This window comes from Curtobacterium sp. MCSS17_005 (genome assembly GCF_003234225.2).
Lineage (GTDB): Bacteria > Actinomycetota > Actinomycetes > Actinomycetales > Microbacteriaceae > Curtobacterium > Curtobacterium flaccumfaciens.
This window is the reverse complement of sequence record NZ_CP126258.1, coordinates 3,309,034-3,332,829: the sequence shown is the minus strand read 5'-3', so window position 1 is coordinate 3,332,829 and position 23,796 is coordinate 3,309,034. Positions and strand designations below refer to the sequence as shown.

Genomic DNA, 23,796 nt, shown 5'->3' with positions numbered 1-23,796 from the left:
CAGGTCGAAGGGGTTCGAGTCCCTGCAGTGCCCTCCACCGGCACTTTGCAGCTCAGTTCTCCACAACCGTCGCCCCGGACGGTAGTCGAGCCCGCTGGCCCCGTACGATTGACCCCGTGTCCAAGGTCCTGAGCAGTCTCCCCGTCGGCGAACGAGTCGGCATCGCGTTCTCAGGGGGTCTCGACACCTCCTGCGCCGTTGCCTGGATGCGCGAGAAGGGAGCGATCCCCTGCACGTACACGGCCGACATCGGCCAGTACGACGAGCCGGACATCGACGCCGTCCCGAGCCGCGCCCACGAGTACGGCGCCGAGATCGCCCGACTGGTCGACGCGAAAAGCGCCCTGGTCGAAGAAGGCCTGGTCGCTCTGCAGACCGGCGCGTTCCACATCCGCTCCGGTGGCAAGACGTACTTCAACACGACGCCGCTCGGCCGCGCGGTGACGGGCACGATGCTCGTCCGCGCGATGAAGGAAGACGGCGTCGACATCTGGGGCGACGGCTCCACCTACAAGGGCAACGACATCGAGCGGTTCTACCGCTACGGCCTGATGGCCAACCCGCGTCTGCGGGTCTACAAGCCGTGGCTCGACTCCGAGTTCGTCGAGGAGCTCGGCGGCCGCAAGGAGATGAGCGAGTGGCTCGTCGCCCGCGGGTTCCCGTACCGCGACTCCACCGAGAAGGCGTACTCGACCGACGCGAACATCTGGGGTGCGACGCACGAGGCGAAGAGCCTCGAAGAGCTGTCGAGCGGCCTGGACATCGTCGAGCCGATCATGGGTGTCGCCGCCTGGCGTGACGACGTCGAGGTCGCGACCGAGATCGTCAGCGTCCGCTTCGAAGCCGGTCGCCCCGTTGCGATCAACGGCGTCGAGTACACCGACGCGGTCGCGCTGGTCTACGAGGCGAACGCCATCGGTGGCCGCCATGGCCTGGGTGCGTCCGACCAGATCGAGAACCGCATCATCGAGGCGAAGAGCCGCGGCATCTACGAGGCTCCGGGCATGGCGCTGCTGCACATCGCCTACGAGCGCCTGCTCAACGCGATCCACAACGAGGACACGGTCGCCTCGTACCACAACGAGGGCCGTCGTCTCGGTCGCCTGATGTACGAGGGCCGTTGGCTCGACCCGCAGTCCCTCATGCTCCGCGAGTCGCTGCAGCGCTGGGTCGCCTCCGCCGTCACCGGCGAGGTCACGCTGCGCCTGCGTCGCGGCGACGACTACACGATCCTCGACACCACGGGTCCGGCGCTGTCGTACCACCCGGACAAGCTGTCGATGGAGCGCGTCGGCGACGCAGCCTTCGGCCCGGACGACCGCATCGGCCAGCTCACCATGCGCAACCTCGACATCGCGGACTCCCGTTCGCGGCTCGAGCAGTACGCCGCCGCCGGCCTCATCGGTGGCGCGACGGCCGAGCTCGTCGGCGAGCTCGAGGCGGGCGAGGCCGAGGAGATCCTCGGCGGCGCGATCGTCGCCTCCGACGCCGAGGACGCGATGGGTCGTCGGACGGACCTCGCCTCCGAGGGCGCAGCCTTCGACTCCGGCACCGACTGATCGAGCGGACCCGCGCCCTGGGCGCGACCCCCTGATGACGGGAGGCCCGGTGCCAGCTGGCACCGGGCCTCCCGTCCGTCGTCGTGACGTCTCAAGCCGCGGTGCTCCCGAGCAGCAGCTCGAGCTGCTCGACGACCAGGTCGGGTCGGGTGACGAACGGATGGTGCCCGGTGGGGACGTCGACGCTCCGCGTCGCCCGTGCCGCGTGCGCTCGCTGGAGGCCGACGGTGGTGCTCCGGTCCTCCGTGCAGACCAGGTAGGTGGAGTCGACGCCCTGCCAGCCCGCGGCGGTCGTCGGCGTGACGAACGCGGCAGCGGACTGTGCGGTGACGCGGTCCCACGCAGCTCGCTGCACCTCCGGGTCGGCATCCTGCAGGAACCGCGCGCCGAACGACGAGGCGTCGTACCCGACCACTGCCAGGGCTCCGTCCCCGGCATCACCGATCGCCACCGGGTCGGGCTCGTCCGACATGATCCCGGCTTGGGCCGCTCCGACGTCGGGCAAGTAGGACGATGCAAAGACCAGGTGCTCGACGGCATCGTGCTGGCCGGCCTCGGCCATGACCGTTCCGCCGTACGAGTGCCCGACGACGATCGCGCCGTCGCTGCGGTCGAGCGCGGCCCGAAGCGCTGCCGCGTCCTCGACGAGACCGCCTTCGGGGCGGCCGGAGGGGCCCTCGCCGCAGGACGGCAGTGCCACCGATCGACTGCGGACACCGGTGCGTTCGAACAGCAGGTCGGCGGTGGGCTGCCACCACCAGTCGCCGTCGCGGACGAGCGCGCCGTGGACGAAGAGGATCTCCATGCGCCGACGCTACAGCGCACCCGCCTCGCCGGTCCGTCGCGTCCGTCAGCCGCGAAGCGCATCCGCCTCGACGGCGATCCGGCCCGACCGTATCGTTGCGGTACCGGGTCAGACATCAGGGACTCGTCGTCACGATGCTCCTCACGATCTGTGGGGTCTGGCACAGCGGGTCGACCCGGTCGGATCCGAGATGCGCATCATCTCGAACGAAGGGCTGGTCGTCATGACCGCCACCATGCAGAACGCCTGGCACCGCCACGGCCTCCGTTCGCCCGAGGACCTCGCCGCCCTCGTCGCCGAACGCCTCGAAGGAACCGGCCACCAGCTCGTCAGCGTCAGTGAAACGCGCTACGAACCCACCTACGCGGACTTCCTCGGCGAGCAGCTCTGACCCCCAGCGGGCTGCCGCTCGACCGTCGGTAGAGTCTGCGCATGCGCACAGCCCGAACCACGGCGGCGGCACTGGCGATCGTCGCGGCGGGACTGCTGACGCTCGTCGGTGTCCAGCCCGCGTCGGCCCACTCGGCCCTCACCAGCAGTACCCCGGCGGACGGGGCGGTCGTCACCGAACCGCTCGGGTCCGTCGACCTGACCTTCTCCGAGGCGCCGCTCGCCGGCCTCGACGCCGGACTCCGCATCCAGGTGACGGACGCTTCCGACACCGAGGTCGCCACGGGTGACGTGACGGTCTCCGGGACGACCATGCGCCGCGCGGTCGACCTCGACCAGGGCCGCTACACGGTGCTCTGGCGGTACGTGTCGCCGGACGGCCACCCGATCGAGGGCACGCTCGCGTTCGAGTATCGGGCCGCAGCGCCCGTGTCGACCCCGAGCGCGAGCGTCACCCCGACCCCGACGGCGAGCACCGCTCCCACCTTGAGTGCCACCGCGACGGCCACCGGAGCCTCGGACGGTGCTCCGCCCTCGTCGCCGGGCATCGCGCCGGGCGTGTGGATCGGCCTCGGCGCCGGAGCCGTCCTGGTGGCCGGCGCGGTCGTCGTGCTGCTGCTGCGGCGCGGCCGCAGCACCGAGCGCGGGCGGCGCCAGCCCACTTCGTGAGCAGAACAGGTCGGGTCGCCCGCGCGCACCCGACCGTTCCTGCTCACCAAGCGCACGCGGCGCACGTCACCCGACCACGCAACGGACTGGAGGCCCGGTGCCGGACCGGCACCGGGCCTCCCGTCCGCACGTGGTGCGTGACGCCGGAGGCGACGCCTCACGCCACGGGGGCGGCCTCCAGCGCGGCGTCGGCGCGTGCCGCGCTGCCCTCGGCCAGGCCTCGGGTGATGCGCCCCCGTGTCGCCAGCCAGAGGACGACCGCGGCGACGAACACGATGCCCTCGGTGACGGTGAGTGCCCAGATGATCCCGGCGAGCCCGAACCACACGTTGCCGGCGATCACGATCGGGATGAACAGCACGCCCTGCGCCATCGACAGCACCATCGCGGGCATGACCATCCCGGTCGCCTGGAACAGCGAGGTGAGCAGCCCCGTGAACCCGTTGACGACGGCGGCGACGAGCTGTGCCGTCAGGATCGTCATGCCGATCGCGAGCACCGAGTGGTCACCGGAGAAGATCGTGAAGACCTGCTCGCGGAACACGAACACGGTGCCGGAGAAGACCAACACGATGCCGCCGACGGTCAGGGCCGCGGCGCGCAGGCCGGAACGCAGTCGAGCTGCGTCACCCGCGCCGAACGCGTAGGCCAGCAGCGGCAGCACGCCGATCGTCACGCCCATCACCAGGAACTCCGGCACCTGGGCGATGCGGACCGCGACGCCCATCGCTGCCAGCGGGTCGTCTCCGTAGGCGGCGGCGAGGTTGTTGAGGACGAGTGTCGTGACGATGAGGAACGCGGACTGCAGCAGCTCGCCGACGCCGATGCCGAACACGGGCTTCAGGATGTCCGCACGCAGGGTGAACCACTTCGGCGCGAAGCTGACGTTCTCGCTGTTCCGCTGCAGCCAGGTCACCCAGTAGGCGATCGAGACCACGTTGGCCAGGCCCACCGCGAGTGCGGCGCCGCCGACACCCCAGTGCAGCCCCAGGATGAACAGGACGTCGAACACCAGGTTGCCGACCGTGGACAGGACCAGGCCGATCATCGCCTGCCGCGCGGCACCCTCGGAACGGACGATCTGCTCGAGTGCGAAGGACGCGGCGAGGACGGGGACGAACGCGAGCATCACGGCGACGTACTCGCTCGTGGCGGGGACCGCTGCCGCGTCGGCGCCGAGGACGGCGACGAGCGGGCGGAGCAGCAGGAGACCGACGACGCCGAGCACCGCTCCGGTGACGACGGCTCCCCACAGGGCGAACGAGGCGACGTGCTTGATGTCCCGCGCCTTGTCGGGGTCGTGTTCCGATGCGCCGAGCAACCGGGACATCAACGCGCTGCCGCCGACGCCGAACACCCCGCCCACGGCCATCACGAGGCCGAGCAGCGGTGTGCCGAAGGTGATCGCGGCGAGCAGGGACGTGTCGTGCTGGGCGCCGATGAAGCCCGCGTTGATGACGTTGTACAGGGCGCTGACGACCATCGCGGCGGCCATCGGCACGCACAGGTGCACCAGGGCTCGGGCGATCGGGGCAGCGGAGAGGTACCAGCGGTTCGTCGCCGCAGCGGTGGTGGTGGAGGACATGACGGTTCCCTTCCGGGCATGACGGTGGGCGCGCCGACGGACGCCGGCACGGCAGGGGGGAGCACGCGACCGATGGGGTCGCGCGGTCGCGGGATCGCGGGATCGAGAAGGCGCGGGATCGCGGGTCGCGGTGTCGCGAGGGCGCGCCGGCGGATCCGGCCGGGAGGCGCGTGGTGCGTGGTGCGTGGAGCGGGTCGGTGCGGTGGCGCGGGTGCGCTGGTGCGGGTTGTGCTGGTTGTGCGGTGGTGCGGTGGTGCGGCTAGCGGGTCGGCGGCGCGAGTTCCGCGGTCACCTTCTGCAGCAGTCGCCGCAGGGTGGCGCGTTCGTCCGCGTCGAGCGGTGCGAGCAGGGAGTCGTCGAGGGTGACCATCGCGTCGGTGAACCCGGCGATGAGGTCGATACCCGCCTGGGTGGCGTGCACCGTCTTCGTCCGCCCGTTCGTGGCGTCCGGTCGTCGTTCGATCAGGCCACGCCGCTCGAGCCCCTGCAGGAGACTCGAGACGCTGGCCGCGCTGGTCCGGGTGGCCTCGGCGATGTCCCGCTGGATGGCGCCGGGGTGTTCCTGCAGGTACCCGAGCACGAAGGACTGCTCGTGGGTGAGGTCGCGCTCACGGACCCACTCCTCGGCGCCCTTGCGCTGTGCCCATCCGATCCACCGCATGAGCTGGAGCGGTGTCGTGAAGTCCGGTGCCTGCATGATGAGGACTCTAACTGTTAGCCATCGAACTGTCAACGATGCCGGGCTGGGTCCTGCCCCCACAACGGGGGCATCGAGTGCAGCGCGGATCCTGGTAACTTGCACAGGAAGCGGCCTCACCAGCCGCCTCCGGCCCGTTCGACGGGCCCTCACATCCCTCGGCTCACCACCGGGGGCGGATCAGCGGCGGCCCCCCGTCGGAGGAGGACGCATCGTGCCACACCACGGACCACCCACCGCGATCCCGGCGCGACGAGTTCGTCGCGCCTGACCAGGACGGACGCCGGCGGGTACCGGCGTCCGCCTCACCGGGTCCGCGACGCGTTCGGGTCGTCGCGGATCCCCGGGGCGGTGGTGATCGGGTCACCACCGCCCCGGGACCTCCCGGTCGATCCGATCGACGTCTTCGGGAACCTGCCGGTCCACGGAGCCGGATCGGCGTGATACTGGGGTGGTGCGTGAACTCCAAGCCGCCATCGCAGCGGACCTCAACGTCCAGCCGACCATCGACCCGGAGCAGGAGGTCGCCCGTCGTGTCGGGTTCCTGCGCGACTACCTGCTGACGACCGGGGCGAAGGGGTACCTCCTCGCCATCAGCGGCGGGCAGGACTCCACCCTGGCCGGCCGCCTGACCCAGCTCGCGGTCGAGTCGCTCCGCGCCGAGGGGCACCCGGCCGAGTTCACGACCGTCCGCATGCCCTACCGCGTGCAGGCCGACGAGGACGACGCCCAGCTCGCCCTGCAGTTCATCGCGGCCGACCCGGGCATCACCGTGAACATCGAGCACGGGGTCGACGGGGTCATGCAGGACACCGCGGCCTCGGGCGTCGAGCTGAGCGACTTCGTGAAGGGCAACGTCAAGGCGCGCATGCGCATGGTCTCCCAGTACGCGATCGCCGGGCAGCGCGGCCTGCTGGTGGTCGGCACGGACCACGCGGCCGAGGCCGTCACGGGCTTCTTCACCAAGTACGGCGACGGCGGCGTCGACCTCACCCCGCTCACCGGGCTGTCGAAGAGCCAGGGGCGGCAGCTGCTCGAGCACCTCGGCGCACCGGCCCGCCTGTACGAGAAGGCGCCCACCGCCGACCTGCTCGACGAGCTGCCCGGGCAGACCGACGAGGCGAACCTCGGACTCACCTACGCCGAGATCGATGCCTACCTGCAGGGACACGACGTGCCGGTCGAGGTCGCCGAGGCGATCGAGTCGCGCTACCGCGCGACGGAGCACAAGCGCCAGGTGCCGGCGACGCCCTTCGACGAGTGGTGGCGTGCGGGCGCGTAGGCGCTGACGCAACCCCGGACGGGAGGCGCGGTGCAGGTGATCCTGCACCGCGCCTCCCGTCTGTTGTCCCAACCCTCCCCAGCGCGGCCCCGCTGTCGGCGTTCGCTCCTAGGATGGGAGCCAACGGAACAACAGATGCGGAATCCAGGCTGGCGCCTGGTCCGGAGGGGGAGTCATGGAAGTCCTGTTCGCGCTCGGAGCCGTCCCGCTGATCATCGTGGGGATCATCGTCCTCGCCGTGATCGCGCTGATCTACGCCAAGGTCGTGTACCGCAACGCCGGTGCCGACGAAGCGCTCATCATCACCGGCAAGCGCTCCCGCAAGGTCAAGAACGCCGACGGCACCGAGACCGTCGAGTCCGGCATCAAGGTCGTGCTCGGCGCCGGCGTGCTCGTCCGCCCCTTCTTCGAGAAGGTCGCGAAGCTGTCGCTCAGCTCGCGTGCGATCGACATCAACGTCAACGCGCAGGACTCCCGCGGTGTCACCATCGACGTCGAGGCCGTCGCGCTCGTCAAGGTCGGCGAGACCGACGCCTCGATCCGGGCGGCCGCACAGCGGTTCCTCGGGCAGGAGAAGAAGATCGACGACTTCGCGCGCGAGGTCCTGTCCGGTTCGCTCCGCGCCTCGATCGGTGCGACCGACGTGTCGACCATCATCCGCAAGCGCGACCAGCTCACCGTCGCCGTGCTCGACGTCGCAAAGGACGCCCTGCACAGCCAGGGGCTCGACGTCGACTCGTTCGAGATCAAGGGCATCTCGGACCGCAACGAGTACATCAGCGACCTCGGCCGTGCGGAACGTGCACGCGTGCGACTCGAGGCCGAGAACGCCGAGGCCCAGGCCGACCGTGAGGCTCGAGAGGCCCGCGCGACCGCCGATCAGGCGATCGCCGAGGCCGAGAACACCCTGGCCATCCGTCGTGCCGCGCTGCAGCTCGACGCCGACCGTGCGTCCGCCGAAGCCGCTGCCGCCGGCCCGCTCGCCCAGGCCCGTGCGGCGCAGGGCGTCGTCGAGCAGGAGCAGCTGACCGCGCAGAAGCGTGCCGAGCTGCGCCGTGCCGAGCTCGAGTCCGAAGTCTCCGCGGTCGCCGAGGCCCAGGCGCGCAAGACCCGCGTCGAGGCCGAAGCCGCTGCCGGGGCCCAGGTCGAGACCGCCCGCGCCCAGGCCGAGGCCCGCCGGATCTCCGCCGAGGCCGTCGCGGCGGAGGCGAAGGCCGAAGCGGACGCCCGCAAGCTCGCCGCCGACGCCTCACGCGCCGAGGGTGAAGCCGCCGCCGACGCGATCCGTGCGAAGGGTCAGGCCGAGGCCGATGCGACCAAGGCGCAGGCCGACGCGCTCGCGCAGCACTCCGAGGCCGTCCTGCGGGTCAAGGCCATCGAGACGCTGCCGAGCATCGCCCGCGAACTCGCTGCTCCGATGAGCAACATCGACACGCTCACCGTGGTGTCCTCCGACGGTGCCGGTGCGCTGTCGAAGAGCGTCGTGAGTCAGTTCAGCGAGGTCGATGCGCTGCTCGGTGCCACCGCCGGGTTCACCCTGAGCGACATCGTGAAGAGCACCACGACGGGTCAGGCGGCTGCCCGTGCCGTCGTGCGCGAGCAGTCGGTGCCACAGGTCGAGCCGGCCGAGTAGCCGAGCGGGAGCCTGCAGCGGGCGCGACGGGGGATCAGCCCTCGTCGCGCCCGTTCTCGTGCTGCGGATCGCGCTGCTGCGTGCCGGCGTCCTCACGCTCGTCCGCGAGCCGCTGCTGCCAGACGACACTGCGGGCCGCGCCCGAGAGCACATCGTCGACGCTGCGACCGCTCTGGGCGGCGAGGGCGCCGCTGAGCCCAGCGGTCAGGGTGCCGCCGGCCGAGGCGAGTCGCTCGACGACTTCCTCTTGCCGCGGGGTCAGGGGCTCGTCGACCAGTTCGTCGATCGTGTCGCGGATGTTCTGCTCGCTCGCGTCCAGTGCCGCCTCGTCGCCGGACTGCAGGGCTGCTGCCTCTCCGACGACGACGAGACCGAGGCGCGCGGCGTCGTCTTCGGGACGCGGGGTGCGGTGCTCATCAGTCATGCGGTGGACCGTACGCTCTGGTGCGCCGCGCTCCCTGGACAGACGCGTCCCCCGGGCCACCCTGAGAACCCGTTCACGAACGTGCACGCTCGGCAACTTTGCGTTGGCGGCAAAGGTGCTGACGGTGTAAAGTTGCAGAGCCTGCAAGGTCGACCCTCGTTCGGGGTCCCGACCAAGCCGACGACCACCACGCCACATCCCCTGTGAGGAACCCCGCATGTCCACTGCCACCGCACCCGTCGAGGTGTCGCGCGGACGACAGGACTCCCCGGCGAGCACGCCGGGCAAGCCGATCATGTCGCACCGCCAGATCCTGCTCGTCATCTACGGCCTGATGGCGGGCATGTTCCTGTCGTCCCTCGACCAGACCATCGTCGGCACGGCGATCCGCACGATCGGTGACGACCTGCACGGCCTCGACCAGCAGGCCTGGGTCACGACGGCCTACCTGATCGCGTCGACCATCACGACTCCGATCTACGGCAAGCTCTCCGACGTCTTCGGCCGTCGCCCGCTCTACATCTTCGGCATCGCGGTCTTCATCCTCGGGTCGCTGCTCTCGACCCTGTCGACGTCGATGACCATGCTCGCCGCCTTCCGCGCGTTCCAGGGCATCGGTGCCGGTGCGCTGATGTCGCTGCCCCTCGCAATCATGGGCGACATCCTCGCGCCCCGCGAGCGTGCGAAGTACCAGGGCTACTTCCTGGCGGTCTTCGGCATCTCGTCCGTCATCGGCCCGCTCATCGGTGGGCTGTTCGCCGGTGCGAGCTCGATCGTCGGCATCACCGGCTGGCGCTGGGTCTTCCTGATCAACGTGCCGATCGGCGTCGCGGCGCTCCTCATGGTGATCGCGTTCCTGCACTTGCCGAAGTTCGGCGAGGCCAAGGCCAAGCCGCGCATCGACTGGTGGGGCGCGACCTCGGTCATCGTCACCCTCGCGCCGCTGCTCCTCGTCGCGGAGCAGGGCCGCACGTGGGGCTGGGGTTCGGCCAGCGCGATCGCCTGCTACGTCATCGGTGCGCTCGGCCTCGTCGCCTTCCTGGTGATCGAGACCCGCATGCAGGACGACGCGATCATCCCGCTCAAGCTCTTCCGCTCGAGCACGTTCTCGATGGCGACCATCCTGGGCTTCCTGGTCGGCTTCGCGATGTTCGGCGCGATGCTCACCATCCCGCTGTACCTGCAGATCGTCACCGGCCTCACGCCGACCGAGTCCGGCTTCGCGACGCTGCCGATGATCGGTGGCCTGATGATCGCCTCGATCGCTTCGGGGCAGATCGTGGCCCGCACCGGCCGGTACCGGATCTTCCCGGTCATCGGCACGGCCCTGGTGTCGCTCGGCTACGTCGTCCTGACGTTCATGACGATCGACAAGCCGCTGTGGTTCCTGATGATCGGCATGTTCCTGATCGGTCTCGGGCTCGGCCAGCTCATGCAGAGCATCACTCTGGCCTCCCAGAACTCGGTGCAGCCGCGCGACATGGGTGTGGCGACCTCGTCCGCCACGTTCTTCCGCCAGATCGGTGGCACGCTCGGCACCGCCGTCCTGCTGTCCGTCCTGTTCTCGCTCATGCCGGCGAACATCCTGCACGCCACGGCGGACGAGTCGAACCTGAAGCCCGCCCTCAGTGCGGCGCTCGACCCGGAGATCGCCAGCGCGAAGGCGAACCAGGGCGTCATGGACCAGATCTGGAACCCGATCGTCACCCCGCTCCAGCAGCAGGTGCAGTCCGGCCTCGACACCGCCACCGACCAGGTGACCCAGGCCACCGCCGGGGCTCCCGACGCCGTGCAGCAGCAGGCGCTCACCGCCGCCGCCGACAAGGCGCACGCCAGCGTGCAGGACGGCCGGCTCGTCGTCGACTGGTCGGACTCGGGGCAGCGCACCTACTGGGTGGACCAGCTCGCACCGGAACTGTCGAAGCAGATCGACAAGGGCGCGAACGACCCGAGCGACTCGAACGCCGAGACGAGCGACACGTCGTACCTCAACGGTGCGGACTCGGCCCTGACCCGGCCGTTCATGTCCGGGTTCAACGCCTCGGCCGTGACCGTCTACTGGGTCGGCTTCGCGGTGATCCTGCTCGCGTTCGTCCTGAGCTTCTTCTTCAAGGCGCCGCCGCTCCGCAAGAGCTCGGCCCTGCAGGAGCAGGCGGACGACGCCGGCACCGCTGACGACCTCGAGGCGCAGGCCGTGCGGGCCGCGGACACGATGGGCTCGCCCACCGCCCCGGTCACCGGTTCGATCCCCGTCCAGGGTGGTCGGGCGCAGGTCTGACTCACGCCGGGCCTCCTCGTCACAGGACGCGGGGGCCCGGCGTCGCACCAACCCGAGAACAAGACGGAGCGCAGCACGTGCACCAGCTCACCACCACCGAGGCCACCGCCCTGACCGACTGCGGCCTGCGGGAGCGCAAGAAGCAGCAGACCCGGGCCGCCATCCACCGGTCGGCGCTCGCCCTCGTCACCGACCACGGACTCGCCGGGGTGACCGTCGAGCAGATCTGCGCGGACGCCGGGGTCTCCCCGCGGACGTTCTTCAACTACTTCCCGTCGAAGGCCGAAGCAGCCCTCGGATTGCCGGCGACGACGGTCCCGGACACGGCACGCGCAGCGTTCCTCGGTGCCACGGGGCCGCTCGTGTCGGACCTCTGCGACCTCGTCGCGCACACGGTCACCCTGCCGCAGGACCGCCGGCGCATGAAGGAGCTCGTCCGAGCCCGCCCCGAGATGGTCCCGGCGATGATGCAGTGGATGGCGCACGCGCGGCAGACCGTGCTGGCGGTCGCCGCCGAGCGCGTCGACGAGGACGCTGCGCGGACCGCGACCACCCTGGTGATGGCCGCCGTGATCGAGTCGGCCCACCGATCGGCGGACGGCTCCCGCGACGAGCTCGCTGCGCGGCTGCGCGCGGTCGTCGCCGAGATGGGGCGGCTCGCCACCGCTTGACCAGCGTGACCATCGCGTCGCCCCCGGCGCGGGGTGACCACGGCCTGGAGGCGCGGTGCGGATCCGACCCGCACCGCGCCTCCAGGCCGTTGGTGCGTCCACACGGCCACGCAGTCAGTCATCGGACGGTTGCGCGACGACTTTCGTCAGAACGGCAAGAACAAGCCTCTTGACGCACAAGACATCGGATGTTTTGATTGCACCGTTCGGTCGACGGAGACCGAACGGCAGGAGATACAGATGAGCCGCATCACCGGTCTGCACGTGCACGACATCCGGTTCCCGACCTCGCGAGAGCACGACGGGTCCGACGCCATGAACCCCGCGCCCGACTACTCCGCCGCCTACGTCGAGATCACCACCGACGCGCTCGACGGCCTGGTCGGCACCGGCTTCGTCTTCACCATCGGCCGCGGCAACGAGGTGCAGGAGTCGGCGATCGCAGCGCTTCGTGGTCACGTCGTCGGAGCCGATGCCGAGGCCGTCCTCGCCGACATGGGCGGCACCTGGCGCGCGATGGTGCACGACTCGCAGCTGCGGTGGCTCGGCCCGGAGAAGGGCGTCATGCACATGGCGATCGGCGCCGTCGTCAACGCCCTGTGGGACCTCCGGGCGAAGCGTGCGGGGCAGCCGCTCTGGGCCCTGCTCGCCGACCTGAGCCCCGAGGAGCTCGTCGACCTGGTGGACTTCCGGTACCTGACCGACGCGATCACCCCGGCTGAGGCGCTCGAGCTGTTCCACGCCGCCGAACCGATGCGTGCCGAACGCCGGGCCCGCCTGGAGCGCGAGGGCTACCGGGCCTACACGACGACTCCGGGCTGGCTCGGCTACGACGACGAGAAGCTCGCGCGGCTGTGCCGGGAAGCCGTGGACGACGGGTTCACCCAGATCAAGCTCAAGGTCGGCGGCGACGTGGACGACGACGTCCGCCGGATGGGCATCGCCCGTGCCAGCGTCGGCCCGGACATCCGGATCGCGATCGACGCGAACCAGCGCTGGGACGTCGACGAGGCCGCGGCGTGGATCGACCGGCTCCGCCCCTTCGACGTCGCGTGGGTCGAGGAACCGACGAGCCCGGACGACATCCTCGCCCACGCCGAGATCGCCCGGCGCATCGCCCCGATCCCGGTCGCGACGGGGGAACACATGGCGAACCGGGTGATCGCGAAGCAGTTGATCCAGGCCGGCGCGATGAGTGTGCTGCAGATCGACGCCACCCGGGTCGCCGGGGTGAACGAGAACCTGGCGATCCTGCTCCTCGCCGCCAAGCACGGGGTCCGCGTCTGCCCGCACGCCGGCGGCGTCGGCCTGTGCGAGGCGGTGCAGCACCTGTCGATGTTCGACGCGGTCGCCCTGACCGGTGACCTCGACACCCGGTGCATCGAGTTCGTCGACCACCTGCACGAGCACTTCGTGACCCCGGTCGACGTCCACGACGGCCGCTACTGGCCGCCGACTGCGCCCGGTGCCGGCACCGAGATGCGTGCCGACACCCTGACCACCCACGCGTTCCCGGACGGCCCTGTCTGGGCCGAGTCCGATCCCGATCGGGTCCCGGACGCCGTCCGGGTCGCCTGAGACCCCACCGCACACCCCATCACCACGACGAAGTGGAGACACCGATGCAACGACGACGCACCGCCGGGCTGGCGGCAGCAGCAGCTGCCGTGCTCGTGCTCACCGGCTGTTCCGCTGGCAGCAACGCCAGCGACGGCCAGTCCGAGGACTCCCTCACCTGGGCCATGTGGATCGCCGGGAAGGAGGACAAGGCCGCGTGGCAGAAGGTCGCCGACACGGTCAAGACCGACGACGACGTGGACGTCTCGATCCAGGGCTCACCCTTCAACGACTACTGGACCAAGCTCCGCACCCAGCTGTCCACCGGCACCGCACCCTGCATCGTGAGCATCCAGTCGCTCCGCGCCGCGAACTACACCGACGTGCTCGTCCCGATCGACGACATGGCGAAGCAGGCCGACCTCGACCTGAGCGAGTACGACCAGACCGGGCTCGACGGCATGAAGGTCGACGGCAAGCTCTACGGACTGCCGTACGACACCGGCCCCATGGTCATGTTCTACAACAAGGACATCTTCGAGAAGGCGGGCGTCGACGAGCCGAAGCCGGGCTGGACGGTCGACGAGTTCGAGGACGCCGCGAAGCAGCTCAAGGCCGCGGGCACGCCGATCTGGGGCACGAGCGTCGAGGACATCCCCCTCGAGTCGATGATCCTCGGCTACAACGGCGGTCGGGTCATCGACGAGGACGGCACGCTCGACGCCTCGAACGCGGAGTTCGCTGAAGGGCTCGACTGGATCGGCGGTCTGGTGCAGGACGGCTACGCCACACAGGCGAGCACCGACGGCTCCACCGACGACAACGCGTTCGTGTCCGGTGACGTCGCGATGTACAGCGACGGCCCCTGGTCGATCATCAGCCAGAAGGCCAAGGTCAAGTTCGACCTGGGCATCACGACCATCCCCTCGGGCACGGACGGCCCCAGCTCGTTCGCCGCCGGGTCGGGCTTCGGCATCTCGAAGCAGTGCAAGTACCCCGAGCAGGCGTTCAAGGCCATCACCACGATGACGAACGAGGCCACGCTCACCTCGCTCGCCGAGCAGGGTCGCGCCTTCCCGGCACGCACCGCGGCGCAGCAGGCCTGGTACGACAACGCCGGCATCGACGGGGTCGAGGACGCCCTGAAGACCGGGCTCGAGAACGCCACCCCGTTGCCCGGCAACAAGCAGAGCGACCAGCTCAACCAGCTCTTCGCGCAGTACGCCCTGCAGGCGGTGAACGGACAGACCTCCGGCAAGGAGACGATGTCGTCCATCGCGAGCCAGCTCGGCTCGCAGTGACGGGCGTCACCCCCTGATGGACGGCAGGCGCGGGTCGACCCCGCCCCGCGCCTCCCGGTCCGTCCCATCCCCTGACCAGGACCGCGCGAACGACGAGGAGGTCGTCGCATGACCACCATCCAGGACCCACCCGCCGAGGCGGCGCTACCCGCCCCCGCGGTCGCGGTCGCGACCGGCGCGGCCCCGCGCCGGAAGGACAGCGGCGCCGACGCCGAGCTCGGCCGCCGCTCCTGGTGGGGCGCCGCCTTCGCCGCTCCGCACTCGATCGGCCTCGTCGTGTTCACGGCGTTCCCGATCCTCGCGTCGCTCGTCGTGAGCTTCATGAACTGGCCGATGCTCGGCGAACGCTCGTGGGCCGGCCTGTCGAACTACGCGCAGCTGTTCTCCGACCCGATCTTCCGCACCGTGACGCTGAACACCGTGCTGTTCGTCGTGCTCTACGTGCCGCTCAACCTGGTCGTGTCCCTCGGGCTCGCGGCCTGGCTCACGCCGAAGATCCGCCACCGGCACGTCTTCCGCGTGTTGTTCTTCATCCCGACCATCACGCCGATCGTCGCGAACGTCGTCGTCTGGCGGATGCTGTACCAGCCGGGCGGTGCCATCGACGCGACGCTGCAGTCGACCGTCGGCGTGAACGCCCCGAACTTCCTGGCCGACGACAACTGGGCCATGCTCGCCGTCGTCGCGATGAGCGTCTGGCAGGGGTTCGGCTACAACATGCTGATCTTCTCGGCGGCGCTCGATTCGGTGCCGGAGAACCAGATCGAGGCTGCGCAGCTCGACGGGGCGAACGCCTGGCAGATGTTCTGGCGGATCAAGTTCCCGCTCATCTCGCCGTCGATCTTCTTCGCGACGATGATGACCCTGATCACCTCGTTCCAGGTGTTCGTGCAGCCGTTCGTCCTGACGAAGGGCGGCCCCGGCACCGCCACCGAGACCCTGGTGCAGTACATCTACAACACGGGGTTCCAGACCCAGCAGCTCGGGCTCGCATCGGCCGGGGCCTGGGTGCTGTTCGTCATCATCCTCGGAATCACGGCCATCCAGTTCCTCGGACAGAAGCGGTGGGTGCACTATGACTGAGCTGACCTCGTCCAACCGGACGATCAACCCGCGGGCGCTGCCCCGCACGCACCCGCAGACCGGCCGGGTGCGCCACGCGGTGGGCTACGTGCTGCTCTGCCTGGTGGCCCTGCTGTTCGTCTCGCCGCTCATCTACATGGTGGCGACGAGCCTGAAGCCGTCGGCCGACGTGTTCACGACCCCGCCGACACTGTGGGGCTCGTCGATCGAGTGGGGCAACTACGCACAGGCGTTCACGTACCTGCCGTTCGCCCGGTTCATCCTGAACGGCGTCTTCGTCGCCGCGGCCGGCACGGCGATCAACGTCGCCGTCGCGGTGCTGTCCGGCTACGCGTTCTCGCGACTGCGCTGGCGCGGCCGGAACACGGTGTTCGTCCTGTTCCTGGCGACGCTCATGATCCCGCAGGACGTCCTCGTCATCCCGATGTACGTGATGATGCAGGGCTTCGGGTGGGTGGACACGTTCCAGGCGCTCATCATCCCGTGGGCGTTCACGGCACTCGGCGCGTTCCTGGTGCGGCAGTTCTTCCTCACCGTGCCGCAGGAACTCGACGACGCCGCCCGGGTGGACGGAGCCGGAGCGATCCGGACGTTCTTCTCGGTGATGCTCCCGCTGGCCCGGCCGACGATGGCGGTCCTCGCCGTGTTCTCGTTCATCGCGTACTGGAACTCGTTCCTCTGGCCGCTCGTCATCGTCAACGACGTCGAGGCCCGTGGCACCATCCCGCTCGGCCTGCAGCAGTTCTTCGGGCAGCAGGGCTCCGAGTGGAACCTCGTGATGGCGGCGTCGGTGATCTCGATGCTGCCCACGGTGATCCTGCTGATCCTGCTCCAGAAGCACCTGGTCAAGGGGATCGTCACCAGCGGTCTCGGCGGCCGGTGACACGGCCGCACCGTCCCCCCTCGCCCTCCACTGAAAGGAACACTGGCCTCATGACCATCACCGCACCTGCCGAGCCGCAGACCGCGACCGACTCCGCGGGGTTCCCCGCGTGGTTCTCCCACGACCGGCTCGGCATGTTCATCCACTGGGGGCTGTACGCCCTGCCGGCGCGGCACGAGTGGGTGAAGAACCGCGAACGGATCACCGACGAGGACTACCAGAAGTACTTCGACCACTTCGACCCGGACCTGTTCGACGCCGCGGACTGGGCACGTCGGGCACGGCAGGCGGGGATGAAGTACGTCGTCCTCACCACCAAACACCACGAGGGCTTCTGCCTGTGGGACACCGCCCTGACCGACTACAAGTCCACGAACACCCCCTTCGGCCGGGACATCGTGCGGGAGTTCGTCGACGCCGTCCGTGCCGAAGGGCTGCGGGTCGGTTTCTACCACTCGCTCATCGACTGGCACCACCCGGACTTCACCGTGGACGGGGTCCACCCGCGGCGGGACGACGGCGAGCGGGCGATCGCGGCGCTGAACGAGGGCCGCGACATGACCCGGTACCGGGAGTACCTGCACGGGCAGGTCGAGGAGCTCCTGACGGGCTACGGGCAGATCGACTACCTGTTCTACGACTTCTCGTACCGGGACAACGACCACGAGGACATCTGGGGTGGCAAGGGCCGGGACGAGTGGGGGTCCGAGGAGCTCATGGCGCTGACGAAGCGGCTGCAGCCCGGCATCATCGTGAACGACCGGCTGGACATCCCCGGCGATCTGGTCACCCCCGAGCAGTACCAACCCGACAAGCCGATGGAGGTCGACGGCGTCCCGGTGCCGTGGGAGGCCTGCCAGACGCTGAACGGCTCCTGGGGCTACGACCGCGACAACGTGAACCTGAAGCCGGTCGACCTGCTCGTCCGCATGCTCGTCGACGGGGTCTCGAACAACGGGAACATGCTGCTGAACATCGGGCCGACCGGTCGCGGCGAGTTCGACGGGGTCTCGCGGCAGACGCTCGACGGCATCGGGACGTGGATGCACCAGCACGCCCGCTCGGTGTACGGGGCGGGGCCGTCGCGGTTCGTCGCCCCGCGGAACACTGTCTACACGCAGAACGGCAACCGCCTGTACCTGCACCTGTTCGCGTGGCCGTTCGAGCACGTGCACCTGCCCGACCTCGCCGGCCGGGTGGCGTACGCGCAGCTGCTCAACGACGCATCGGAGATCCACTTCCGCGAGATCCCGCCGGGCACCCGGGCGCAGAACACCGGGCTCGGCGGCCAGCCCGCCGGCACGCTGACCCTGACGCTGCCGATCGTGCGGCCCGACGTCGCCGTGCCGGTCGTCGAGCTGTTCCTGCGCGACTGATGCAGCGGATCCTGACGCGGACACGGCTCCGGGCCGGGAACGAGGCGGCGTACGACACCGTGCACACCTCGGTCCCGCCCGCGCTCGCGGCACGACTGCGCGAGGCCGGGGTGCACGACTGGACGATCTGGCGGGACGGGCTCGACCTGGTCCACCTGATCGAGGTCGAGGACCACCGGGCGATGCGCCGGGCGCTCGCAAACGACCCGGTCAACGCCGAGTGGCAGGAGACGATCAACCCGCTGCTCGAGGCGGACGACGACTACTCGGGCGACGGCGACGGGATCCCGCGGGTCTGGTCGCTGGCGGACCAGGTGCACCACGTGGATCAGGTGGACCCGTGACGGCCCTCGACCTGGACCGCGGCCCGTTCTGGTTCGGCGGGGCCGGCATCGGCAACCTGCTCCGTCCGGTGTCCGACGACGACGCCCGCGCCACGGTCGACGCCGCATGGGACGCCGGGGTCCGCGGGTTCGACACCGCCCCGCACTACGGCCTGGGGCTGTCCGAACGGCGGCTCGGTGCAGCGCTCGCCGGACGCCCCCGGCAGGACTTCCTCGTGTCGACGAAGGTCGGGCGGGTGCTCGTGCCCGGGCGCGGCGACGGCGACGACCTGGCGTCCGGGGGCTTCGCGGTGCCGGACGACACCGTGCGGCAGTGGGACCCGTCGCCGTCGGGCGTGCGGCGCTCGCTCGACGAGTCGCTCTGCCGGCTCGGGCTCGACCACGTCGACGTCGCCTACCTGCACGACCCGGACGTGTACTCGCTCACGGATGGCCTGACCCAGGCGCTGCCGACCCTCGCCGAGCTCCGTGACGATGGCGTGGTGCGGGCGGTCGGCGTCGGGTCGAACTCCGTCGAGGCGCTGTCGGCGGCCGTCGACACCGGACTCTGCGACGTCGTCATGCTCGCCGGCCGGTACACCCTGCTCGAGCAACCGGCGGCGGCACTCGTCGACCGGTGCGCGTCGCTGGGCGTCGCGGTGGTGGCGGTCGGGGTCTACAACTCGGGGCTGCTCGGCCAGGAACGCCCTTCGGCGGGTGCGACCTACGACTACGCCGAGGCACCGTCGTCGCTGCTCGCCCGGGCGAACGCCATCGCCGACGTCTGCGAGCGCCACGGGGTCACGCTGCCCGAGGCCGCACTGGCGTTCCCGCGGCGGGCTGCGGCGGTCGAGGCGATCGCGCTCGGGGTGCAGTCCGCCGACCAGGTGCGCTCGAACGTCGCACGCGCCGCCGCCGACGTGCCGGAGGCGCTGTGGGACGACCTGCGCGCGGCGGGCCTGCTCGCGATGTGACGCCAAGTACGACGAAAGTCACCCCGAACCACGCGTTGCGTGGTTCGGGGTGACTTCGGTGGTGCGCCGGTCGGACCGGCAGCGTGGTGCCTAGCGGCGCGAACCGCGGCCGGCGACGCGCGTGTAGATGAACAGCACGATGATGGCGCCGATGATCGAGCCGATGATGCCGGCGGGCTGGAAGAAGCCGTCCATCGGGTCGTGCTGGAAGATCAGGAACCCGAGGAACCCGCCGACGAACGAACCGACGATGCCCAGGACGATCGTCATGAGGATGCCGATGTTCTGCTTGCCGGGGATGATGAGCCGGGCGAGAGCGCCGGCGATGAGACCGATGATGATCAAGCTGATGATGAGACCGAGCACGGTGTCCTCCTCGTGGGTGCGGTTGCCGCGGCATGGTTGCCGGAGTCAGGGCCGAGGACCGACACAACTCCGAGGTTCCTGGGAGGATTGTCGGGTTCAGTCGAGGGAGCGTCGCAACCAGCGCTCGACACCTTCGACGTGCGACACGACGAGGGCCTGCACGAGCTGCGGATCACGGCGCCGGATCGCGTCGACGATGGCGGCGTGCTCGTCGAGGGTCCGCTGCACCGACCCGTTCTGCGTCAGTCCGCGCCACACCCGCACCCGCACCGTCTTGCTCGACAGCGCGTCGAGCAGCCCGGACAGGTACTGGTTGCCGCCGATGCCCGCGATGGTCGAGTGGAACAGCAGGTCGTGGGCGACGAGGTCCTCGACGCCGGTGTCCTCGCCGACGGACTGCATCAGGGTCGCGAGCTCGTCGATCTGCTGTTCCGTGGCGCGGGCCGTCGCCAGGACAGCGGACGCCGGTTCCAGGATGCGGCGCACCTCGAGCAGGTCGACGAGCGACCGGTCGTGGTGCATGTCGACGACGAACGACACCGCCTCGAGCAGGACGCCCGGTTCGAGCGACGTCACGTAGGTGCCGTCGCCGCGTCGGACGTCGAGCACGCGGATCAGCTCGAGCGCCTTCACGGCTTCGCGGAGACTGTTGCGGGACAGTCCGAGCGACTCGCTCAGTTCCTTCTCGGGCGGGAGGCGCTGGCCGGGTTGGAGCTCGCCGCTCACGATCATCTGCTGGATGCGTGCGATCGCATCGTCGGTCAACGACGCCACGTCACCACCTCCTGTGGACCCGGCCGCGTGCGCGACGGGACGTCCCGACGATACCCGGGACGGGCCTCCAGGCCGGTGCGGCGGAGCCGTGCAGCGACCATCAGGCCGGCCGCAGCCGGAGCGCCTGCATCCCGCCGTCGACCGCCAGCTCGACGCCCGTCGTCGACCGGGCGAGCGGGCTCGTCAGGTAGGCGACCGCCTCGGCGACCTCCGCCGCCTGAACCAGGCGTCCGTGCGGCTGACGTGCCTCGAGCGCGGCGCGTTCGGCGGCCGGGTCGTCCGCGGACGACAGGAGTCGTGCGACCCACGGGGTGTCGGCGGTGCCGGGGTTGACGGCGTTGACTCGGATGCCCTCGCGGACGTGGTCGGCGGCCATCGCGCGGGTGAGTGCGGAGATCGCCCCCTTCGTGGCGGAGTAGAGCGCCCGCCGGGGCAGTCCGGCGGTGGCCGCGACGGAGCACGTGTTGACGATGCTCGCGCTGTCCGACGCTCGGAGGTGCGGGAGTGCGGCGCGGGACAGGCGCACGGCGCCGAGCACGTTGACCTCGTACACGCGTCGCCACTCGTCGTCGGTGTTGTCCTCGACCGTCCCCTGGGCGCCGATGCCGGCGTTGTTGACGAGCACGTCGAGACCGCCGAGCTGGTCGACCGCCGAGGCGACGGCTGCACGGACGGACTCGTCGGACGACACGTCGCAGGTGACGGAGACGAGCCCCCCGGCGGTGGACGGTTGCAGGTCGAGCACCGCGACCGCTGCGCCGCGCTCCTGCAGCGTGGCCGCGATGGCCGCGCCGATGCCGGAGGCGCCGCCGGTGACGATCGCGCGGAGACCCGCGTGGGTGCTGGGCATACCGGTCGCGGTGGTGTCGGTCATCAGGCTGCTCCCACTGTCTGGCGCTGCGAGCCGAGCCCGTCGGCGGTGAGCTCGACCACGTCGCCGGGCTGCAGGTACGGCGCGTGCCCAGCCAGGGCGACCCCGGCCGGGGTGCCGGTGCTGATGACGTCGCCCGGGTACAGCACCATGAACTGCGACAGGTACCGGACGATCTCGACGGGGCGGAAGATCATGTCGGCCGTGGTGCCGTCCTGCCGCACCTCGCCGTTGACGGTGAGCCGGAGCGCGAGCGCCGCCGGGTCGACCTGGTCGGGGGTGACCAGCCACGGGCCGAGGGGGTTGAACGTCTCGCAGGACTTCCCCTTGTCCCACTGCCCGCCGCGCTCGAGCTGGAAGGCCCGTTCGGAGACGTCGTTCGCGATGGCGTACCCGGCGATGCAGGCGCTCGCGGCCTCGTCGGAGTCGCAGTAGCGGGCGGTCCGCCCGATGACGACGGCGAGCTCGATCTCCCAGTCGGTCTTCTCGCTGCCGCGGGGGATCAGGACCTCGTCGTCCGGCCCGATCACCGTCATCGGGTCCTTCATGAACACGATCGGTTCGGTCGGGATCTCGGCACCGGTCTCGGCGGCGTGGTCGCGGTAGTTCAAGCCGATGCAGACGACCTTGCCCGGACGGGACACCGGCGCACCGCGGCGGAGGCCCTCGGCGTCGGGCAGCGCTCGGAGGTCCCCGGCGCTCCGCGCGTGCCGGACACGGGCGACCGGGTCGGACGCCAGGAAGGCCCCGCTGATGTCGGTCGTGATCGGGCGGAGGTCGAGGACCTCGCCGTCGGTGTCGACCGCGACGGGTATCTCGCCGCCCGCGGGGCCGAGTCGTGCGAACTGCATCGTTCCTCGCTCTCCGGCTGCACCGGCGCAACCAGAGACATCCTATGTCTGGTCCGAGTCCCCGACAAGGTCGCCGGTACTGAGGGTCCTCCCGTGCAGGTACGTGCGCTCCGCCGTCCCGCTCAGCACCGACTGCCGTTCGTCCGGGGTCAGGTCGGCCAGCGCGTCGGTGGTCCGCCGCACCACGTCGTCGTAGGTCGTGGCGAGCGTCGAGACGGGCCAGTCCGACCCGAACAGTGACCGCTCCGGGCCGAACCGCTCGACCACGGCACGGACGTACCGGTCGACGGGCTGCCGTCGCCACGCGGGGCCGGCCTCGGTGAACAGTCCGGACACCTTGCAGGTCACGTTCGGACGAGCGGCGAAGTCGTCGATGCGGGTCGCCCACCCGGGGTCCCCGCCCGCGATGTCGGGTTTGCCGGCGTGGTCGAGGACGAACGAGCCCTCGGGCACGGCGTCGAGCAGCGAGAGGGCAGCGCGGTGCTCGCGCGCGCGGACGAGCACGTCGAACACCAGGCCGGCGGCGGCCACCGCACGGACCCCGCGGACGACCTCGGGGCGGGCGAGCCAGTCAGGGTCCGGTTCGTCGTGCGCCTGGTGGCGGATGCCGACCAGGCGGGTGCTGGCCGGCCGATTGCCCGCCAGCCGGCTGCTGGCCGGCCGGTCTCCGCCGGACCCCGCGATCAGTGCGGCGATGCGGTCGACGACGTCCGGGGTGGTCAGGTCCACCCAGCCGACGACCCCGGCGACCGGCTCGGGCTGCTCGAGGAGCCAGGCGGTCTCGCCGGGGTCGTGCACGGCCTGCACGACGATCGTCCGGGTGACGTCGGTGCTCCGGGCGGCGGCGCGGAGGTCGTCCACGTCGAACCGGCGGCGGATCGGAGCGACCGAGTCGTCCATCCAGGGGTACGGCCGGTCGGCGGGATCCCAGAGGTGGTGGTGAGCGTCGATGATCACGCGCTCATGATGCCCGATTCATCCGATGTCCGCTCGGGGGGGGGGGGCGTGCCGGTGCGACGACTCTTCGCGCTCAGCGACACCTCACGCGCCACAGTGCCCGTGAGGTGTCGCTGGGTGCGTGGAGTCGCAACCGCCAATGCCGATCAGACGACCCCGGAGGCCTCGAGCTCGGCTCGCAGCTCGGCGTCCGACGGCTCGACGAAGTGCTTGCCGTTCGGCAGCACCACGACGGGGATGTTCTTCCGGCCGCTGATCGCCTCGGCACGGTCGGCCGCGGACAGGTCCTGCTCCACGTCGACGTACTCGTAGTCCACGCCGAGGGTGTCGAGCAGCGCCTTGGACCGACGGCAGTCGCGGCACCAGTCGGCACCGAACATGGTCACGCGGTCGGGGGCAGTCGTCGCATCGCTCATGTGCAGAGAGTACGTCGGAGCGCCCCGAGGCATTCCCGTGACACCCCTCGCCCCGCCCGGAGCACGATGTG

24 protein-coding genes are annotated in these 23,796 nt (G+C 70.4%); 14 read left to right on the top strand and 10 right to left on the bottom strand.

Annotated features, from left to right (window positions below):
• The first annotated feature begins 116 nt into the window (after positions 1 to 116).
• Positions 117 to 1,559, top strand: a complete 1,443-nt coding sequence (gene argG, locus DEJ20_RS15880; RefSeq protein ID WP_042540079.1) for an argininosuccinate synthase — start codon at positions 117 to 119, stop codon at positions 1,557 to 1,559.
• Between the two features lie 91 nt (positions 1,560 to 1,650).
• Here argG and DEJ20_RS15875 read toward each other — a convergent pair whose 3' ends face one another.
• Complete coding sequence (locus tag DEJ20_RS15875; RefSeq protein ID WP_111235703.1) at positions 1,651 to 2,364, bottom strand: alpha/beta hydrolase; 714 nt, start codon at positions 2,362 to 2,364, stop codon at positions 1,651 to 1,653.
• Positions 2,365 to 2,554: 190 nt separating this feature from the next.
• On the opposite strand from DEJ20_RS15875, the gene DEJ20_RS15870 reads away from it, so the two are divergent.
• Together DEJ20_RS15870 and DEJ20_RS15865 are read left to right on the top strand one after the other, a co-directional pair.
• Entirely contained in the window at positions 2,555 to 2,755 is a 201-nt protein-coding gene (locus DEJ20_RS15870) for a hypothetical protein (protein ID WP_111235704.1), read from the top strand.
• A 41-nt stretch (positions 2,756 to 2,796) separates the two neighbouring features.
• Positions 2,797 to 3,423 (top strand): copper resistance CopC family protein, encoded by a 627-nt coding sequence (locus DEJ20_RS15865; RefSeq protein ID WP_111235705.1) that lies wholly within the window; start codon positions 2,797 to 2,799, stop codon positions 3,421 to 3,423.
• Positions 3,424 to 3,580: 157 nt separating this feature from the next.
• On the opposite strand, the gene DEJ20_RS15860 is transcribed toward DEJ20_RS15865, so the two are convergent.
• Both DEJ20_RS15860 and DEJ20_RS15855 read right to left on the bottom strand, forming a co-directional pair.
• Positions 3,581 to 5,008 carry an MATE family efflux transporter gene (locus DEJ20_RS15860; RefSeq protein ID WP_111235706.1) on the bottom strand — a complete coding sequence of 476 codons (1,428 nt, stop codon included), beginning with the start codon at positions 5,006 to 5,008 and terminating at the stop codon, positions 3,581 to 3,583.
• Between the two features lie 259 nt (positions 5,009 to 5,267).
• Positions 5,268 to 5,705: a MarR family winged helix-turn-helix transcriptional regulator gene (locus DEJ20_RS15855; protein ID WP_111235707.1), complete on the bottom strand. Its 438-nt coding sequence runs from the start codon at positions 5,703 to 5,705 to the stop codon at positions 5,268 to 5,270.
• Positions 5,706 to 6,159: 454 nt separating this feature from the next.
• Between DEJ20_RS15855 and nadE the strand changes: the two genes are divergently transcribed.
• Both nadE and DEJ20_RS15845 read left to right on the top strand, forming a co-directional pair.
• Positions 6,160 to 6,987: an NAD(+) synthase gene (nadE, locus tag DEJ20_RS15850; RefSeq protein WP_111235745.1), complete on the top strand. Its 828-nt coding sequence runs from the start codon at positions 6,160 to 6,162 to the stop codon at positions 6,985 to 6,987.
• A 175-nt stretch (positions 6,988 to 7,162) separates the two neighbouring features.
• Positions 7,163 to 8,620 (top strand): SPFH domain-containing protein, encoded by a 1,458-nt coding sequence (locus DEJ20_RS15845; RefSeq protein WP_111235708.1) that lies wholly within the window; start codon positions 7,163 to 7,165, stop codon positions 8,618 to 8,620.
• Between the two features lie 34 nt (positions 8,621 to 8,654).
• On the opposite strand, the gene DEJ20_RS15840 is transcribed toward DEJ20_RS15845, so the two are convergent.
• Positions 8,655 to 9,044, bottom strand: coding sequence for a hypothetical protein (locus DEJ20_RS15840; protein ID WP_111235709.1), 390 nt, complete (start codon positions 9,042 to 9,044; stop codon positions 8,655 to 8,657).
• A gap of 217 nt (positions 9,045 to 9,261) precedes the next feature.
• Here DEJ20_RS15840 and DEJ20_RS15835 point away from each other — a divergent pair, with 217 nt between their 5' ends.
• The 9 genes from DEJ20_RS15835 (at position 9,262) to DEJ20_RS15795 (ending at position 19,490) form a co-directional block, all read left to right on the top strand.
• Positions 9,262 to 11,322 (top strand): MDR family MFS transporter, encoded by a 2,061-nt coding sequence (locus tag DEJ20_RS15835; RefSeq protein ID WP_111235710.1) that lies wholly within the window; start codon positions 9,262 to 9,264, stop codon positions 11,320 to 11,322.
• Between the two features lie 77 nt (positions 11,323 to 11,399).
• The gene (locus DEJ20_RS15830; RefSeq protein WP_111235711.1) at positions 11,400 to 11,993 is read left to right on the top strand and encodes a TetR/AcrR family transcriptional regulator; all 594 of its coding nucleotides are present in this window, start codon (positions 11,400 to 11,402) and stop codon (positions 11,991 to 11,993) included.
• 240 nt (positions 11,994 to 12,233) lie between these two features.
• Complete coding sequence (locus DEJ20_RS15825) at positions 12,234 to 13,571, top strand: enolase C-terminal domain-like protein (RefSeq protein WP_111235712.1); 1,338 nt, start codon at positions 12,234 to 12,236, stop codon at positions 13,569 to 13,571.
• A 44-nt stretch (positions 13,572 to 13,615) separates the two neighbouring features.
• A complete protein-coding gene (locus DEJ20_RS15820) occupies positions 13,616 to 14,851 on the top strand; it encodes an ABC transporter substrate-binding protein (RefSeq protein ID WP_258377189.1) in 1,236 nt (411 codons plus the stop codon).
• 108 nt (positions 14,852 to 14,959) lie between these two features.
• Positions 14,960 to 15,934: a carbohydrate ABC transporter permease gene (locus DEJ20_RS15815; protein ID WP_111024311.1), complete on the top strand. Its 975-nt coding sequence runs from the start codon at positions 14,960 to 14,962 to the stop codon at positions 15,932 to 15,934.
• A complete protein-coding gene (locus DEJ20_RS15810) occupies positions 15,927 to 16,817 on the top strand; it encodes a carbohydrate ABC transporter permease (RefSeq protein ID WP_111235714.1) in 891 nt (296 codons plus the stop codon). Before DEJ20_RS15815 ends, DEJ20_RS15810 begins: the two co-directional genes overlap by 8 nt.
• A 50-nt stretch (positions 16,818 to 16,867) precedes the next feature.
• Positions 16,868 to 18,193: an alpha-L-fucosidase gene (locus DEJ20_RS15805; protein ID WP_111235715.1), complete on the top strand. Its 1,326-nt coding sequence runs from the start codon at positions 16,868 to 16,870 to the stop codon at positions 18,191 to 18,193.
• On the top strand, positions 18,193 to 18,537 hold the full coding sequence (locus DEJ20_RS15800; protein ID WP_111235716.1) for an L-rhamnose mutarotase: 345 nt from the start codon (positions 18,193 to 18,195) through the stop codon (positions 18,535 to 18,537). Before DEJ20_RS15805 ends, DEJ20_RS15800 begins: the two co-directional genes overlap by 1 nt.
• A complete protein-coding gene (locus tag DEJ20_RS15795) occupies positions 18,534 to 19,490 on the top strand; it encodes an aldo/keto reductase (protein ID WP_111235717.1) in 957 nt (318 codons plus the stop codon). The genes DEJ20_RS15800 and DEJ20_RS15795 overlap by 4 nt, the downstream gene beginning before the upstream one ends.
• Before the next feature lie 90 nt (positions 19,491 to 19,580).
• Here DEJ20_RS15795 and DEJ20_RS15790 read toward each other — a convergent pair whose 3' ends face one another.
• The 6 genes from DEJ20_RS15790 to DEJ20_RS15765 form a co-directional block, all read right to left on the bottom strand.
• Positions 19,581 to 19,856: a GlsB/YeaQ/YmgE family stress response membrane protein gene (locus DEJ20_RS15790; RefSeq protein ID WP_027466577.1), complete on the bottom strand. Its 276-nt coding sequence runs from the start codon at positions 19,854 to 19,856 to the stop codon at positions 19,581 to 19,583.
• A 96-nt stretch (positions 19,857 to 19,952) separates the two neighbouring features.
• The gene (locus tag DEJ20_RS15785) at positions 19,953 to 20,630 is read right to left on the bottom strand and encodes a FadR/GntR family transcriptional regulator (RefSeq protein WP_110862381.1); all 678 of its coding nucleotides are present in this window, start codon (positions 20,628 to 20,630) and stop codon (positions 19,953 to 19,955) included.
• Positions 20,631 to 20,730: 100 nt separating this feature from the next.
• Entirely contained in the window at positions 20,731 to 21,504 is a 774-nt protein-coding gene (locus tag DEJ20_RS15780) for an SDR family NAD(P)-dependent oxidoreductase (protein WP_258377190.1), read from the bottom strand.
• A complete protein-coding gene (locus DEJ20_RS15775; protein WP_111235718.1) occupies positions 21,504 to 22,352 on the bottom strand; it encodes a fumarylacetoacetate hydrolase family protein in 849 nt (282 codons plus the stop codon). Before DEJ20_RS15775 ends, DEJ20_RS15780 begins: the two co-directional genes overlap by 1 nt.
• Before the next feature lie 42 nt (positions 22,353 to 22,394).
• Complete coding sequence (locus DEJ20_RS15770) at positions 22,395 to 23,309, bottom strand: amidohydrolase family protein (RefSeq protein ID WP_111235719.1); 915 nt, start codon at positions 23,307 to 23,309, stop codon at positions 22,395 to 22,397.
• Between the two features lie 146 nt (positions 23,310 to 23,455).
• Entirely contained in the window at positions 23,456 to 23,725 is a 270-nt protein-coding gene (locus DEJ20_RS15765; protein ID WP_017888006.1) for a glutaredoxin family protein, read from the bottom strand.
• Between the last annotated feature and the right edge of the window lie 71 nt (positions 23,726 to 23,796).

What these genes read in the sequence shown, in the direction of transcription:
- DEJ20_RS15765 (WP_017888006.1), bottom strand. Translation starts at nt 23,725, where the DNA reads ATGAGCGATGCGACGACTGCCCCCGACCGCGTGACCATGTTCGGTGCC.
- DEJ20_RS15820 (WP_258377189.1), top strand. Translation starts at nt 13,616, where the DNA reads ATGCAACGACGACGCACCGCCGGGCTGGCGGCAGCAGCAGCTGCCGTG.
- DEJ20_RS15775 (WP_111235718.1), bottom strand. Translation starts at nt 22,352, where the DNA reads ATGCAGTTCGCACGACTCGGCCCCGCGGGCGGCGAGATACCCGTCGCG.
- DEJ20_RS15800 (WP_111235716.1), top strand. Translation starts at nt 18,193, where the DNA reads ATGCAGCGGATCCTGACGCGGACACGGCTCCGGGCCGGGAACGAGGCG.
- DEJ20_RS15860 (WP_111235706.1), bottom strand. Translation starts at nt 5,008, where the DNA reads ATGTCCTCCACCACCACCGCTGCGGCGACGAACCGCTGGTACCTCTCC.
- DEJ20_RS15810 (WP_111235714.1), top strand. Translation starts at nt 15,927, where the DNA reads ATGACTGAGCTGACCTCGTCCAACCGGACGATCAACCCGCGGGCGCTG.
- DEJ20_RS15825 (WP_111235712.1), top strand. Translation starts at nt 12,234, where the DNA reads ATGAGCCGCATCACCGGTCTGCACGTGCACGACATCCGGTTCCCGACC.
- DEJ20_RS15870 (WP_111235704.1), top strand. Translation starts at nt 2,555, where the DNA reads ATGCGCATCATCTCGAACGAAGGGCTGGTCGTCATGACCGCCACCATG.
- DEJ20_RS15845 (WP_111235708.1), top strand. Translation starts at nt 7,163, where the DNA reads ATGGAAGTCCTGTTCGCGCTCGGAGCCGTCCCGCTGATCATCGTGGGG.
- DEJ20_RS15875 (WP_111235703.1), bottom strand. Translation starts at nt 2,364, where the DNA reads ATGGAGATCCTCTTCGTCCACGGCGCGCTCGTCCGCGACGGCGACTGG.
- DEJ20_RS15835 (WP_111235710.1), top strand. Translation starts at nt 9,262, where the DNA reads ATGTCCACTGCCACCGCACCCGTCGAGGTGTCGCGCGGACGACAGGAC.
- DEJ20_RS15855 (WP_111235707.1), bottom strand. Translation starts at nt 5,705, where the DNA reads ATGCAGGCACCGGACTTCACGACACCGCTCCAGCTCATGCGGTGGATC.
- DEJ20_RS15815 (WP_111024311.1), top strand. Translation starts at nt 14,960, where the DNA reads ATGACCACCATCCAGGACCCACCCGCCGAGGCGGCGCTACCCGCCCCC.
- DEJ20_RS15805 (WP_111235715.1), top strand. Translation starts at nt 16,868, where the DNA reads ATGACCATCACCGCACCTGCCGAGCCGCAGACCGCGACCGACTCCGCG.
- DEJ20_RS15840 (WP_111235709.1), bottom strand. Translation starts at nt 9,044, where the DNA reads ATGACTGATGAGCACCGCACCCCGCGTCCCGAAGACGACGCCGCGCGC.
- DEJ20_RS15865 (WP_111235705.1), top strand. Translation starts at nt 2,797, where the DNA reads ATGCGCACAGCCCGAACCACGGCGGCGGCACTGGCGATCGTCGCGGCG.
- DEJ20_RS15780 (WP_258377190.1), bottom strand. Translation starts at nt 21,504, where the DNA reads ATGACCGACACCACCGCGACCGGTATGCCCAGCACCCACGCGGGTCTC.